Below are 13514 nucleotides of genomic sequence, written 5' to 3'. Positions count from 1 at the left end.
GGTTTTTGTTAGTTTATTGGGCGTTATTATCGAAAAGCGCAGTTTGCTCTTCGTCACTCATAAAGGAAAGACAATGCCAACTAAGATCTTAGTGCCTGCTTTGGCCCTACTTCTCAGCGCATGTGGCGGCGATGGGGAGTCGTCAGCCCCAGCAGAAAGCGGCTCACAAAACACAGGTTCCACATCGTCACAAGGCACATTTGCCGAGCAGATGCTTGCAGCGGTCAACAGCGCCCGCTCTACTACACAACAGTGTGGCGCAACCACCATGCCACCTGTTGGGGCCCTGACTTGGAGCTACGATTTGGAAAGCGCCGCTTATCGACATTCAAGCGATATGGCGAACAGCGATTTCATGAGCCACACAGGCTCTGATGGCAGCAAAATGTCAGATCGAGTTAACGCAACGGGTTATGCTTGGAGCGCCATTGGTGAGAATGTCGCCGTAGGGCAAAGCAGCATTAACGCCGTCATTAATGCTTGGTTATCGAGTGAAGGTCACTGCCTTAATATCATGAGTGCGGATTTTGATCAGATGGGCGCGTCGCTTGTCGAAAATCACTCTGCACGCTACGGATATTACTGGACTCAGGTTTTTGCCAAACAGCGCTAATGCGATAAAGAAGCCTGATAGATAAAATAAAACGCCAGCAGTCACTATCTGCTGGCGTTTTATTATTTACATCTCTTTTAGCTTGTCAGGTTACGAAGTTTTGGGTCATCCGCCAGGTATTCAACAAATTCAATCTCAAAACCGGCAGGGTCAACAAAATACACATTTTTGCGGTATGGTTCATCAGCACCAGGTTGGGCAATCGGATAACCTGCATCGGTTAGTCTTTTGATGATTGCATCGACGTTGTTGGTCACATAAGCAAAATGCGCTAGCCCAACTTGGTGCCCGCTCAACTCGCGGTTTTCTCCTTCGCCATGGTCACTCATGGCTATGTATTGATACTCGTCGCCAAAATGTAGCCAGTTTCTTGGTTTGCCACTCCATTCGCCTTTACCTTCATCACGCACGTACCAATGTGGAAATGCAGTTTGGTAAAACTTCAGCATTTCAGGGATATCTTTCACGACTAAGTTAATATGTTCTAGTTGGATCATGATGTGCTCCTTTTTGTCATTTTCTAGCCAACGATGAATATGCTAAAACCTCAAGTTAAGTTGAGGTAAAGGGCTTTTTTAAAATTTTTTAGGGTGACCCCGTATTTAACTTAGAGTTCGGGATGTGGATGGCTTTAGAGTAGGAGTCAACAGGTTGCGTATAACGGACAGTTTGAAAATAGTTAGTTTATAGATGGAAATATATAATACTGTCATTTTCAAGAATATTAGACTGCTTTTGTAGACTTACTAATAAGCATTTTAACAACTAGATTCATAGTTTATTTTTTACACTTATTTTATTGCAAAGGGTTTGTTTGTGAGTGGTGTGAAAGAAAAATGTGTGTCGATTAAAGAGTTAGAGATTGATTTGCTTAATTCGACAGGTAACCCTAGTTTGGCTAAACAGCAGGCTCAAGCCTTTGCGATTCACTATGCAGGACGAGTAATTGACGCTGTAAAGTTTAGAAAAGGAAATATAAGTAAGGATGATTTGCTGCTGAGTAGACATATACGGTGGGAACATCACAAGAGACATAGTCAAAACTTAGCCAAAAACATGCTTTCGGCAAATCGAGGACCAAAGCCTAGCAATACTTGTGCTCACCATATAGTTCCTTGGTTTGATGATAAAAGCGCGGCCTGCTCTCGTTCGAGATTGCGTTTAGCTGCATGGGGAATAGATATTGACCATGAGGCGAACGGTGTTTGGCTACCTCGTTTCAGGTGTCATATACCTCATGATGGCATTCCAACAAAAGTAGCTCATAGCCAAACACATACTATGGTTTATTATCTCAACGTGGACTCTCTCCTTCGAGATACGATCGCAGAAGGACTTGGTCGTACTGGTATCATTGATACCTTGCGTGAAGTCGGAGAAATGTTACATGATGGGGACTTCCCAGTTAACCGTTTGATTTAAGTAAGCAAAAGATGAAAGTTTTTAAACTAAATCATGATGTTGAGAATTTCCCTTTTTTACAAGAAACTCAACTAGAGATTTCTATACAATACTCGGATGGCGATTTGCGGGAGTTATGTGGTGAGCGTGTCGCTGATACTTGGATGATTATTGATTTGGAGTGGGTGAGTGATAACCACATGCTTACAACAAAACCTGATTTTGCAATCTGGCGTGCAGGCGAGTTTGCTTGTTCTGAGTCCGCATATAATCAAATAAACGAAGCTCTTGATTCCAGTTGTGAGTTTTTGCCATTACGCGTCGCTGGCGAGCGTTGGTATGCTATAAACATACTCAAAACTTGCGATGCCATTGATAAGGATCGCACTGTGTTAAATGTAAGAGCTAATGGTAAGCCAAGTCGTGTAAAGCGGTTTAAAAAATTAGTGTTGAGTAGTAAATCAATCAAATCCGGAGGCTTGTTCAGGATTGAAAATAACGGAAGCGGTGTTTACTGTAATGATGAATTAGGTGGTTTGTATGAAATTTACCATCGTTGTCAGCTAAAAGGTCTGATATTTGAAGCAGTAGAAACGAGTTAAAGCCCGCAATGTTTCACCCTAAGTGTATTTCGGCAGCTTTATTTTACTCTGTTATTTCTAGTAATAATTTGTTTCCCCCCCCCCAAAAAAAACCAAAAAAGCCAGCAGTTAGTACCTGCTGGCAAAGTCTTTGGGCTTCTAGTTTTTTTGATTTTATTTCTTGTTACTCATCGCTGTCACGGTGCCCCGATTGGTTTTCCGGGGAAGAAAACACAGCACCGTGCGCTTTGTGTCCAAGAAATTTGGAGATTAGCCTTGCTTACGGATTAGGTAGTCAAATGCGCCTAAGCTTGCTTTTGCACCTTCACCCATCGCAATGATGATCTGCTTGTAAGGAACGGTTGTTGCGTCACCCGCTGCGAACACACCTTCTAAGCTAGTATCGCCACGGCTACCGACTTCAATCTCGCCGCGCTCAGATAGGGCTACTTCTGAATCTTTTAGCCATTCTGTGTTTGGTACTAGACCGATTTGAACAAAGATACCTGACAATTCAATCTCTTTGATTTCATCTGTGTTGCGGTCTTTGTACTTCAAGCTTGTTACGCGAGTACCGTCACCCACTACTTCTGTTGTTTGCGCCATCGTGATGATGTCTACGTTTGGTAGTGAGTTCGCTTTGTCGATAAGCACTTGGTCTGCGCGAAGTACGTCTGCGAATTCAAGAACCGTTACGTGTTCTACGATACCAGCAAGGTCGATAGCCGCTTCGATGCCTGAGTTACCACCACCGATAACCGCAGTTTTCTTGCCTTTGAACAGTGGGCCGTCACAGTGTGGGCAGTACGCGACACCTTTGTTGCGGTACTCTTGCTCACCCGGAACGTTCATTTCACGCCAGCGTGCACCAGGGCTTAAGATGACACTCTTACTCTTCAGTGTTGCACCGCTTTCAAGTTGGATGTGAATCAAACCATCTTCTGTGTGTGCTGCGCCCATTAGCTTCTCAGCTTGTTGCTCGGTCACGACATCTACATCGTATTCTTTTAGGTGTTCTGCTAGGTCAGTTGCCAGTTTTGGACCTTCAGTACGTTTTACTGAAATGAAGTTCTCAATTGCCATGGTGTCCATAACCTGACCACCAAAACGCTTAGCAACAACGCCAGTACGAATACCTTTACGAGCTGCGTATAGAGCAGCTGCGCTACCACCAGGGCCACCACCGACAACAAGTACATCGTATGGGTCTTTTTCGCTCAGTGCTTTCGCCGCTTTCTCGCTCGCGCCGTCATCCACTTTGTTTAGGATTTCAGTCAGAGACATACGGCCTTGACCGAATAGCTCACCGTTCACGAATACGCTTGGTACGGCCATGATGTCGCGTTGTTTCACTTCATCTTGGAACAAACCACCGTCGATCATGGTTGCTTTTACTTTCGGGTTGATCGCCGCCATCATGTTGAACGCTTGAACCACGTCCGGACAGTTTTGACACGACAGTGAAATGAAGATTTCTACGTCTAGATCTTTGTCTAGTGCTGCGATTTGCTCAATCACTTCTGGTTCTAGTTTGATTGGGTGACCGCCAGAATGAAGCAGTGCCAATACTAGAGAGGTAAATTCGTGACCCATTGGCAAGCCTGCAAAGCGTAGTGCTGTGCCTTTTGCTGGGTTAGTTACCGCCATCACTGGTTTACGTGCGCTTGCGTTGTCGTCACGTTCAACGGTGATTAGGTCGCTCATCTCTGCGATTTGGCTCGCTAGAGACAAAATGTCATTGGATGCTTTGCTTTCATCTAGACTAACCACTAAACGAACTTCTTCTTTTACATTAGCCAGATATTGTTTGAGTTGTTGTTGGATCGCTTGGTCTAACATAGTTGTTACTACCTTAATTAAATAGTTACCAATCAAAACAAGTATTTGTTCATTCTTGCTAGCTAAAATCGTTGATAACTGCGTTATAGATTTTGTAGTTAGAGGAACTAGCTATCGAAAATCTATGCCTGGTTCTAAACGATTTTTTCTACGCAATTACTGCACACCTACTTATTCAGATAGGCAATAAAAAGTGGTTACTGTAGATAAAACCTGAGGGGGAGAGAGCAAATCAGGCAGAAGGTCGTCAAGGTATCTAACCTGAAGTGCTCTCTAATTCAGTTCTAATCAGAAAAAGGAAATCGGAACTGATTAGAACTTAAATTTCAGTGACTTAGATTTTGCCAACTAGGTCTAGTGATGGAGCTAGTGTCTCTTCACCTTCTTTCCATTTAGCTGGGCAAACTTCGCCTGGGTGTGCTGCTACGTATTGAGCTGCTTTCACTTTGCGTAGTAGGTCTTCTGCGTCACGACCGATACCTTCAGCAGTGATTTCCATTGCTTGGATAGTACCTTCTGGGTCGATTAGGAACGTAGCGCGGTCTGCAAGACCTTGACCTTCACGCATCACACCGAAGTTGTTTGTGATGTTGCCTGTTTGGTCGCCAAGCATGTAGTACTGAATCTTACCGATTGTGTCTGAGCTGTCGTGCCATGCTTTGTGAGTGAAGTGTGTGTCAGTTGATACTGAGTAAACTTCTACGCCACGTTTTTGTAGCTCTTCGTAGTGGTCTGCTAGGTCGCCCAGTTCTGTTGGACATACAAACGTAAAGTCTGCTGGGTAGAAGAAGAATACTGCCCATTTACCTAGAACGTCTTGTTCTGTTACTTCAACGAATTCGCCGTTTTTGTACGCTGTAGCGGCAAATGGTTTGATTTGAGTATTAATCATAATTTACTTTCCTTTGAATGTTTTAAGCTGAGCTGTTGTTGCTTTCGGAAAGTATATTCTCATCGGAGTGTGTTTAAGGAAAATCGCTTGTAACTATCCTATTGATAGCCATTTCCTATTTCACTTGATAGGGAAATCCGATGTAAGTGAGTTTGCTTTGATAGGTTTTATTGAAGATGAAGGCAGATTAGCAATAGAGAATACTGATGATGACCTTAAGTGGATGTTCTGAATAAGATCGAAAGAGCCTGCATCTCGGCAGGCTCTTTCTAATAGGAAGTGGGGAAGCGGATGCTTCTATCTTGTTAGCTCAGATTATCGAGCACTTTGCCACACAACTTCTTCAGCATGATCATTTCATCCAGCTCTAAGGTGATTTTACACATCATGGCGTTTGGCACTGACTTGGCTTGTTCCTTAAGATCACGACCTTGTTCTGTTAGGTTGAGTACACGAACGCGCTCATCGGTTTCACTGCGACCGCGCTCTACATAGCCTTTTGCTTCTAAGCGTTTAAGCAACGGCGTGAGCGTGCCTGAGTCCAAATGCAGTTGTGATCCCAGCTCTTTCACGCTGGCACCGTCTTTTTCCCACAGCACCATCATCACTAAGTACTGCGAATAAGTCAGAGCAAGCTCGTCCAGCAACGGGCGGTAAGCTCGGATCACTGCATTTGCTGCGCTGTAGAGCGGGAAGCAAACTTGGTTTTCGAGTAAGAGTTTATCGTCGTCGGTCATGGTGTTGTCGGTGTAACACTGGCTCATTGGCGTTGCCTACCTGATCACAGAGAAAGAGAGTCATAAAATAAATTGTGCACAATATAGTTGCAAACGATCTTTACTTCGATATAAGATTGCAAGCAATTAAATTGCGTACAACTTAAATTAAGAGGGACACTCGCATGACTACTCTATACAAAACTCAAGCTACCGCTTTGGCTGGTCGTAATGGTCAAGTAAAAACTGATGACGGTCTTCTCGATCTAGAGCTGTCATATCCGAAGGAAATGGGCGGCACAGGCGCAGCAACTAACCCAGAACAGCTTTTTGCAGCGGGCTATTCGGCATGTTTTTCTAACGCGATTCTGCACGTAGCACGTGAAGGTAAAGTAAATCTAAAAAGTGCACCCGTAACAGCGGAAGTGGGCATCGGCCCGAACGATAACGGCGGCTTTGCACTAACAGTGAGCCTAGCGGTAGAGCTAGACATGCCACAAGAACAAGCGCTAGAACTAACGCGCATTGCACACCAAGTTTGCCCATACTCAAACGCGGTTCGTGGCAACATTGATGTGGCAGTAACGGTAAACGGCGAAGCAATTTAAGCGGTTCTTATCACTGCACAAAGACAAGAAAGCCTGCAAGTACGCAGGCTTTTTTGATTGGTATGAGTCGAGAATACTTAACGCGACTCTAGCGGGTAAGAGCGGTAGCTCCACATGCCGTAAGTACGCAGAGCATCGCGGTAGATACCAAGCAGTTCGCTATCGCTGGCTTTGGCTAAGTCTTTAAGTGGTTTGTCTGGGTAGCTCACTGTGTCGAAAGTGATGCCTTGCGGGCCAGTTTGCCAACTTGCGATTTCAAACAAGGTTTGACCACGGCGCACGTGGCTCGCTGAGCTTATGATGGTCGCGTGTTTGATGTTATGACGCGCCAACGCGTAGCTGCTGAATAGGGCGTTACCTACCGTGCTGGTGGCGTAGTTTTCTTCAATGATGCGATCTTTGCTGATGCCTTTTTCGATCAGCCAATCTGCCATTAATTTGCCTTCGGTTTTGTGGTTCTTCGGTACACCACCCGTCAATACGATCAACGCGTCTGGGTTTGCTTTTGCCATGGCTAGCGTGGTTTCCAAACGCTCAACCAAGATTTGATGCATTGAACCATCTGGGTTCAGCGCGTATCCCAATGTAACGATTGCGCCTTTGTCATCCAGTTTGCCTTTGTCGGCTTTCTCTTTTAGTGGCGTGGCAAGTACGCGGTCTACGGTGTCGAAGATGCGTTGGATGTCTGCGGCTTTACCTGCATTGAGTTTAGTGAGTGTCGCCATGTGTTTCGCTGATTCCGCTTGGTTGCCCTCAAAGCGTTGCCATACCGCTAAGTAAGCGTGTAAATCCACATTGTCTGGAGCAACAGAAAGGGCTTGTTCGAACAGTTCAATCGCGCGGTCTGCATTCTTGTTGTAGATCTGCGCGTTGGCCGCAGAAATCAGTAGGTCAGTACGGTACGGCTCAAGTTTGTAGGCTTCAAGCAAGCGGTCGGTAACAATCTCCATGTTGCTCGGCATTTTGGCGGTAAAACCCGCATGTGAGATACGCGCAGGGGATTTGAATGCTTGTACCGCGTCACTCAGCAGTTGGTCGACAACCTGACGTTTGGTGACGATCTGTGAGTAGTCGGCGGAAGATTGGACGGCAGCATCGTTAGCCGCGATAGAGTATGGGGCAGCAGTCAGCGCAATCACGCTACCAAGAGCAATGGCAAGTAAGTTCTTCTTCATGGAATGTCCTAGAGGTGCTGTAGTACCTAGTTTTTATTGTGCCTAGCGTTGTAGGTCGAACGGGGTCGATAGAATTTTTTCAGTCTAGGTTCGCTTCATGAATAATCTGTGAAATGAATCCCAACTCAGCCGAGCAAATGAATGCGCGTGGTCAAAACGCGAAGTAGGATCACGAAAATACTGAGGTATTCGTTCGTGTTCTAAGTGATTGGATTAAAAGATAAACAGCGTTTGGAACAGCGAATTTAAGCAACCAGAGTAAGAAATGAAAAAGCCTGCAACGATGCAGGCTTTTGGTTTATTTGATGGCAGTGCAGAAGCTAACGTCTGCATGGTGCGTTTGTGGGTCAAAGCTGTGGTAAAGCTCAAAGCAAGGACGGTCGTCGTTTTCGATACCGGATTCAATCACCTTGCTCATGACATCATCCCACGCTTTTGAGTATTGGCTCGGGTCAGTAATGTGCTGGCGCATCACCGCATATTGACCGCCGGGGAAGTCTTGCAGCTCAATACCTTTCGGAACTTCCGTGTCCTCTGGCACCATGAGACAGATGTCAGTACGGCACTTCTCGTCTGGCGTGATTTCAGGATTGTCATGGTAGATGAAAATGCAGGTATTGCCCGCCAAACCTTTCATTCCTGCCCATTGATACAAGCGACCTGATGGCTCTTCATAGCCTTGGCCGTAAGGGCCGTTTACACGAATGTAAGCCAGTTTTGCTTTTTCAAAGTTTTGCGTTTCCATTGTCGTGCTCCATTTGGTGAGTTCAGAGCCAGTATATGAATCGATTGGTGTTACTTCGTTTCCATTCTTGCGCAACGTGTGTCCAATCTTGCTGTTTCGTGCTAATTCAGAAAACTGCTGGTAGTTTTCGCAGTCACGAAAGGCCGTAGGTGTGACACCATAATGTTGCTTGAAGGCTTTGGCTAAGCTCTGTGAGCTAGAAAATCCGTACTCTAGGGCAATGTTCAATACCGGTTGTTTGGATTTGAATAAGTCATCGGCGGCGGCTTCTAGACGTAAACGTCGAATGAAGTCGGCCAGTGTTTCGCCTTGCACGGCTTTGAAGGTGCGATGAAAGTGATAAGGGGAAAGGTTCGCCAGCGCGGCCACTTCTGGCAGGTTTAGTGGTTCATTAAAGTGTTGTTCTAAATAACGAATCACAGGAACCAGTCGTTGGTGGTAGTCGACGCGCATCGGGGTATATCCTTGTTCTGTTCAGCTTGTATTCTCTGCTCAAAGCCTACCGCAATCCAACAAGCTTGCAAGGGAGCAGGGTGAGAAATGCGTGGCGAGATGCGCGCCAATCAGTCACACTCAACGAGCAGATGTTTAAGCAAAAACGTCGCGCTTATTATCTTTGCTAACCGCTAGGACAATCATGATAGCTTGGAAACAGTCTCTGCCAGAGTACGAATGGCTCATTCATCAAATTTGGTACTTGGAAGTGCCAGAGGGTGAAGTCATTGACCCCAAGCCGCACCTTATTCCAAACCCGCGTGCTCATTTACTCTTTACGCCACCAGAGCAAGGCTACAGCTACGACACGGGAGACACTAAGCTTGCTGGCAAAGGCTGCCACTTATTAACGGCTAACGAACACTTGCTGTTGTTGGAAGATACGGCTCCTATCAAGCGTATCGGCATCACCTTTCGCCCAGAGGGTTTGTATGCCATTGAATCACGGTTTAGTGATGCACCCCAAGTAGCTGCAATTAACCAATGCGAATGGTTTGATTGGCTCAACACGGCGTTTGATGTGCGCTTTCAACAAGGGTTATGGCAGCTAGAGTTGCAAGATTCACCGCAATGTTTGCTGAACTACATCAAACAACATTTAGATGCGTTAAATATCGAACCTTGTCGTACCAAACCGTTTTTGGCATCGCAAAAAGCGGTGGCCGTGATGGACGCTCAAGCACTACGTTCACCTGAGTTAGCAATGGATATTGATGAGATAGCCAAACAGTGCGCCTGTTCTCGCAGAACGCTTGAGCGCAGTTTCAAACAAGTGGTGGGGTTGAGCGTTAAGCAGTATCAACAAATGGCACGCCTAGAGCAGATGATTTTGACCCTCTACAAGCAACAAGAAGCGATTGATTGGGCGAGCTTCTCACAACAATTTGGTTTCAGTGACCAATCGCATTTGATTCGTACCCTCAAACAGCAGCTAAGAAAAACGCCGAGCAAGTACTTGAAAAAGCGTGACTTAACCATCGATATCTATGGCGACTTTGAGCCGTAATACATTGCTAGTCAGCTAGAAAGTTGTCGCAAAAATCCAATTTTTCTCTTATCCGCTAGGCTACTATTTTCTGCAGATAACGAGGTAACACATGTCATATCAAAAACTAAAACAAGGCGAAGCCATCCCATTTAACGAATCGTTGACTATCCAACTGATTCAAGGCTCTGATCTACAAGATATTATCGAGATGTTGAACGACGATAAGGTCAATCAATATCTGTTCTTCGCACCTGCTGACAACAGCCTATATGAAGGCTTCTTTGGCCCTATTATTGAAAATACGGCACAAGCGATTAAAGACGATGTTTGGCCAGATAGCCCAACGTTCGTGATTCGTGACCAACAAGGTCAGTACATGGGAATGTGTGCAGTGACCGCAGTGATGTTCTTAACTGGCAACTACGAAGTGGGTTATCAGTTACCAACTTGTGCATGGGGCAAAGGTGTTGCGACTCGCGCTTGCCAAATGATGACCGAGATTGGCTTTACTGAGCTAAACGCCCATAAAGTCAGTGCCGATTGCTACGCTTCTAATGCTGGCTCTTACAAGACGTTAGAGAAAAATGGTTTTACTCAAGAAGGCCGTCAGAAAGACTATTACAAACTAGAGCAAGGCTTTGACGATAAACTTTACTACGGCATGACCGCAGAACAATTCGCGTCTTTAAATCGCTAATAATTAGCCGACAAAAAAGTAGCTAACAACAACGTAGCGAACAAAAAAGGCCGTTAACCCACATGCTCGGGTTAACGGCCTTTTCCATATTCAGCGCTAAATGGCTAAGACTTAGTTGCCTTGGTTTTGGCTTTGAAGCTTCTCTTTTGCTTCTTCAACCTTTGAGAAATCCAATCCCAACTCGTCTACGGCTTCTTTGATTAGCGCAGGGTTTTGCATCACTTGCGCCATCAGCATTTGTAGCTTGTCTTGTGGCAAACCTAGTTGGCTGATTGTTGCCATTGCCGCTAGAGGGTTTTGCGTCAGAGTCTGAAAAATCTCGTTGATTTGCTCATCGCTGATGTTGTTCTCTTTTAGCAGCGCAATAATCGGGTTCATCGCATTTCCTTTTAGTCACAGAATGAAATAGAACCCGAGTTTATCATTTGGCTGAGCTTGGTTGAACTAGGAACTGCGTGCCAAGGAAGTTGTTAGCTCCACTGCGCGTTTTCGGTAGTTGAATAACATGCTCAAACTGATCACCGCAGTGAGTGTTTCTGCAAAGACAATGCTCGCCCAAATGCCGTCTTGCGGGAAGAACTTAGGCAGTAGCAATACACCTAGCGCGACAAACACAAATCCTCGGCATAAGGAGATGAGCGTGGCTTGTTTTGGTTTGGCAATGGCTTGGAACAGGTTGGCAATCACCATGTTTAACCCCATCAAAGGGACGCCGAAGAAGTAGAACGTCAGTGCGCTCGCGGCGATTGGGATTAAGTCATTCGCGTTGCCTAAGTAAATCGAGGCAATCAGTGGCGCTGACAGCCAGATACCTAAAAGAAAGACTGTGCCGCTGCCCATGGCTGCTTTCATCCCTAGTTTTAGAATCTCGTCAATGCGTTCTGGTCGCCCTGCGCCGTGGTTAAAGCTGATGATTGGCTGACAAGCTTGCGCGATACCGACCATCACAAACAGAGCGAATACACCGACATTGGTGGTTAACCCATAGGCGATGATGTGGCTTTCACCGAATTGGCTGAGCAACACGTAGTTGAACAGCACGATGGTCATCGCGGATGTGACTTCGATAAAGAATGTCGGAGTACCGATGCTTAAGATCTCTTTAGTCTTGCTTAAGCCGATGCCTTTCAGACTGAATTCTAATGAGCCTTTCTTGCGCAAGAAATGAGTCAGCATAATCAGTGCGATGACTGCTTGAGCAATGGCCGTACCATAAGCTGCGCCTTTCATCCCCATGTTCATCTCGATGATAAACAGGTAATCAAAAGCAAGGTTGGTAATGGCACCAATCGACATCGCATAGGTGGCCAATTTAGGGTTGGTGTCGTTACGCACAAAGCAAGACAACACCCAAGCCAGTGAGTAAAGAACAAAGAAGGGGAGCAGCACGATCAGGTAATCATGAGCAAGCTGAGCCAAGTTGCCTGAAGCGCCCATCAAGGCTATCAATTCATCCAACCAAATGAGCGCGAGCGTCACCGTGATGGTGGATAACAAAGTGGTGATCAACATGGATTGGCTGAACCACATCTGGCTGGATTCCGTGTTGCCTTTGCCTATTTCTATCGACATTTTGGCGGCGCCACCAATGCCAACCATCATGGCGATGGCAGTAAAAATCGAAAAAGGTGGAATCACCAAGGCAATAGCACCAAGCCCATCGGGCCCGACGCCTAAACCGATAAATAACGCATCACCCATGATGAACAGTGACTTAATCACCATTCCAGTGAGCGCTGGCCATAGATACTGATAAAAGGATTTTGAAATGGGATCAGTTTTTAGATTGATAGCCATGGAATAGAAAAATACCCGAATGTGGTGGATTTATGTTCGGGTATTATCAGTACATTAGAGCGTGGCGAAAAGGGATTATCCGCCCATTATATTGCACTATCTAAACATCGGTGACGAAATTCCGCTGGCGTTTCTCCTTTTTGTTTTCGATAGAATCGGCTGAAATACGCAGGGTCATCAAAGCCCAATTCAAACGCTATGGTCTTGACGGTTTTCGTCGAAAACACCAGCTCTCGATTGGCTTCTAATATGATTCGATCATGAATCAGTTGCGTGACCGTCTTGCCTCTGTCGGCTTTCACTAACTCGTTTAGACGTTTGCTGGTAAGGGCTAATGCATCGGAGTAAAACTGGCATTTCTTTTGTTCGCGATAATGCAGTTCAATTAATTCGGTCAACTGCACGATGCGAGCATCTTTCTGCTCCCCTTTTTGAGATGGTGTTTTAGCAAAGCGCAATGCATAGCGAAGAAAGCTGTTGATGAGTGATTCGACAAGGTCCCAGTCACAATCCTCTCTTTCACATTCTTCTTTGATTAGGGTGTAAATCGATTCTAGGTAGGGAAAACTCTCTTCGCTACAATCGAGGTACGGCGGTCGATCAATCGTAGAAAATACGCTATTCACCAACTGCGTGCTGCGTGGATTGGTTTCAGCAAAGCCGGGACGGAATATCAACATGCGAATGTTTTTACCCATGAACTCGGAATGGTGAACCTGCCCTGGTGAAATGGTAAATAAGCGACCAAGGCGGTTTTGGTATTCGACGAAATCGATGCTCTGCGTTCCACTATTATCCAAGCACCAGACAATCTCCCAGTACTCGTGGCGATGTGGCTCGATGTATGGGTCTTCTTGGATGTCCGAAAATTCAAGCGCTCGACACGGTTCACCTAAAATGAGTCGCACTTGTCGAATTGGCGAAATCATATTGCTCATGAGGGCATTCAACAGCTCTTGGGGATTAT

Annotated in this window: 15 protein-coding genes; 6 read left to right on the top strand and 9 right to left on the bottom strand. The window is 45.7% G+C overall.

The features are described 5' to 3' along the window. Nucleotides 1-73: 73 nt before the first annotated feature. Entirely contained in the window at nucleotides 74-613 is a 540-nt protein-coding gene (locus R7Q09_RS14845) for a CAP domain-containing protein (RefSeq protein ID WP_017634523.1), read from the top strand. A 77-nt stretch (nucleotides 614-690) separates the two neighbouring features. On the opposite strand, the gene R7Q09_RS14840 is transcribed toward R7Q09_RS14845, so the two are convergent. Continuing rightward, nucleotides 691-1110, bottom strand: a complete 420-nt coding sequence (locus tag R7Q09_RS14840; RefSeq protein WP_005374615.1) for a VOC family protein — start codon at nucleotides 1108-1110, stop codon at nucleotides 691-693. A gap of 319 nt (nucleotides 1111-1429) precedes the next feature. Between R7Q09_RS14840 and R7Q09_RS14835 the strand changes: the two genes are divergently transcribed. Both R7Q09_RS14835 and R7Q09_RS14830 read left to right on the top strand, forming a co-directional pair. Further along, nucleotides 1430-2035, top strand: coding sequence for an AHH domain-containing protein (locus tag R7Q09_RS14835; RefSeq protein WP_198039125.1), 606 nt, complete (start codon nucleotides 1430-1432; stop codon nucleotides 2033-2035). 11 nt (nucleotides 2036-2046) lie between these two features. After that, nucleotides 2047-2616: an imm11 family protein gene (locus R7Q09_RS14830; RefSeq protein WP_025520467.1), complete on the top strand. Its 570-nt coding sequence runs from the start codon at nucleotides 2047-2049 to the stop codon at nucleotides 2614-2616. A 249-nt stretch (nucleotides 2617-2865) separates the two neighbouring features. Here the strand turns inward: R7Q09_RS14830 and ahpF are convergent, their stop codons facing one another. From ahpF to R7Q09_RS14815, 3 genes are all read right to left on the bottom strand, one after another. Next, the gene (ahpF, locus tag R7Q09_RS14825; RefSeq protein ID WP_318070942.1) at nucleotides 2866-4434 is read right to left on the bottom strand and encodes an alkyl hydroperoxide reductase subunit F; all 1569 of its coding nucleotides are present in this window, start codon (nucleotides 4432-4434) and stop codon (nucleotides 2866-2868) included. Between the two features lie 334 nt (nucleotides 4435-4768). Continuing rightward, entirely contained in the window at nucleotides 4769-5326 is a 558-nt protein-coding gene (gene ahpC, locus R7Q09_RS14820) for an alkyl hydroperoxide reductase subunit C (RefSeq protein WP_005374632.1), read from the bottom strand. 305 nt (nucleotides 5327-5631) lie between these two features. Next, nucleotides 5632-6090 carry a MarR family winged helix-turn-helix transcriptional regulator gene (locus R7Q09_RS14815; protein WP_136976782.1) on the bottom strand — a complete coding sequence of 153 codons (459 nt, stop codon included), beginning with the start codon at nucleotides 6088-6090 and terminating at the stop codon, nucleotides 5632-5634. A gap of 137 nt (nucleotides 6091-6227) precedes the next feature. Here R7Q09_RS14815 and R7Q09_RS14810 point away from each other — a divergent pair, with 137 nt between their 5' ends. After that, complete coding sequence (locus R7Q09_RS14810) at nucleotides 6228-6650, top strand: organic hydroperoxide resistance protein (RefSeq protein ID WP_005374640.1); 423 nt, start codon at nucleotides 6228-6230, stop codon at nucleotides 6648-6650. A gap of 77 nt (nucleotides 6651-6727) precedes the next feature. Here R7Q09_RS14810 and R7Q09_RS14805 read toward each other — a convergent pair whose 3' ends face one another. Then, entirely contained in the window at nucleotides 6728-7825 is a 1098-nt protein-coding gene (locus R7Q09_RS14805) for an ElyC/SanA/YdcF family protein (RefSeq protein WP_318070941.1), read from the bottom strand. A 298-nt stretch (nucleotides 7826-8123) separates the two neighbouring features. Continuing rightward, nucleotides 8124-9023, bottom strand: coding sequence for an AraC family transcriptional regulator (locus R7Q09_RS14800; protein ID WP_318070940.1), 900 nt, complete (start codon nucleotides 9021-9023; stop codon nucleotides 8124-8126). A gap of 184 nt (nucleotides 9024-9207) precedes the next feature. Here R7Q09_RS14800 and R7Q09_RS14795 point away from each other — a divergent pair, with 184 nt between their 5' ends. Beyond that, nucleotides 9208-10071 (top strand): helix-turn-helix transcriptional regulator, encoded by an 864-nt coding sequence (locus R7Q09_RS14795; protein WP_318070939.1) that lies wholly within the window; start codon nucleotides 9208-9210, stop codon nucleotides 10069-10071. A gap of 91 nt (nucleotides 10072-10162) precedes the next feature. Further along, nucleotides 10163-10750 carry a GNAT family N-acetyltransferase gene (locus R7Q09_RS14790; RefSeq protein WP_213973048.1) on the top strand — a complete coding sequence of 196 codons (588 nt, stop codon included), beginning with the start codon at nucleotides 10163-10165 and terminating at the stop codon, nucleotides 10748-10750. A gap of 111 nt (nucleotides 10751-10861) precedes the next feature. Here the strand turns inward: R7Q09_RS14790 and R7Q09_RS14785 are convergent, their stop codons facing one another. From R7Q09_RS14785 to R7Q09_RS14775, 3 genes are all read right to left on the bottom strand, one after another. Beyond that, nucleotides 10862-11128, bottom strand: coding sequence for a DUF2999 family protein (locus R7Q09_RS14785; RefSeq protein ID WP_004746427.1), 267 nt, complete (start codon nucleotides 11126-11128; stop codon nucleotides 10862-10864). A gap of 66 nt (nucleotides 11129-11194) precedes the next feature. After that, entirely contained in the window at nucleotides 11195-12547 is a 1353-nt protein-coding gene (locus tag R7Q09_RS14780) for an MATE family efflux transporter (RefSeq protein WP_318070938.1), read from the bottom strand. A gap of 86 nt (nucleotides 12548-12633) precedes the next feature. Further along, on the bottom strand, nucleotides 12634-13485 hold the full coding sequence (locus tag R7Q09_RS14775; protein WP_318070937.1) for a helix-turn-helix domain-containing protein: 852 nt from the start codon (nucleotides 13483-13485) through the stop codon (nucleotides 12634-12636). Nucleotides 13486-13514: the final 29 nt, after the last annotated feature.

It is taken from the genome of Vibrio sp. 2130-1, from assembly GCF_033339515.1.
Note: the sequence above shows the minus strand (reverse complement) of the source record. Positions and strands in the feature narration are given on the sequence as shown.

Bases quoted from the DNA above. Each gene is read 5' to 3' on its own strand.
- R7Q09_RS14845 (WP_017634523.1), top strand. From the start codon at position 74: ATGCCAACTAAGATCTTAGTGCCTGCTTTGGCCCTACTTCTCAGCGCA.
- R7Q09_RS14840 (WP_005374615.1), bottom strand. From the start codon at position 1,110: ATGATCCAACTAGAACATATTAACTTAGTCGTGAAAGATATCCCTGAA.
- R7Q09_RS14830 (WP_025520467.1), top strand. From the start codon at position 2,047: ATGAAAGTTTTTAAACTAAATCATGATGTTGAGAATTTCCCTTTTTTA.
- ahpF (WP_318070942.1), bottom strand. From the start codon at position 4,434: ATGTTAGACCAAGCGATCCAACAACAACTCAAACAATATCTGGCTAAT.
- ahpC (WP_005374632.1), bottom strand. From the start codon at position 5,326: ATGATTAATACTCAAATCAAACCATTTGCCGCTACAGCGTACAAAAAC.
- R7Q09_RS14815 (WP_136976782.1), bottom strand. From the start codon at position 6,090: ATGAGCCAGTGTTACACCGACAACACCATGACCGACGACGATAAACTC.
- R7Q09_RS14810 (WP_005374640.1), top strand. From the start codon at position 6,228: ATGACTACTCTATACAAAACTCAAGCTACCGCTTTGGCTGGTCGTAAT.
- R7Q09_RS14805 (WP_318070941.1), bottom strand. From the start codon at position 7,825: ATGAAGAAGAACTTACTTGCCATTGCTCTTGGTAGCGTGATTGCGCTG.
- R7Q09_RS14800 (WP_318070940.1), bottom strand. From the start codon at position 9,023: ATGCGCGTCGACTACCACCAACGACTGGTTCCTGTGATTCGTTATTTA.
- R7Q09_RS14795 (WP_318070939.1), top strand. From the start codon at position 9,208: ATGATAGCTTGGAAACAGTCTCTGCCAGAGTACGAATGGCTCATTCAT.
- R7Q09_RS14790 (WP_213973048.1), top strand. From the start codon at position 10,163: ATGTCATATCAAAAACTAAAACAAGGCGAAGCCATCCCATTTAACGAA.
- R7Q09_RS14785 (WP_004746427.1), bottom strand. From the start codon at position 11,128: ATGAACCCGATTATTGCGCTGCTAAAAGAGAACAACATCAGCGATGAG.
- R7Q09_RS14780 (WP_318070938.1), bottom strand. From the start codon at position 12,547: ATGGCTATCAATCTAAAAACTGATCCCATTTCAAAATCCTTTTATCAG.
- R7Q09_RS14775 (WP_318070937.1), bottom strand. From the start codon at position 13,485: ATGAGCAATATGATTTCGCCAATTCGACAAGTGCGACTCATTTTAGGT.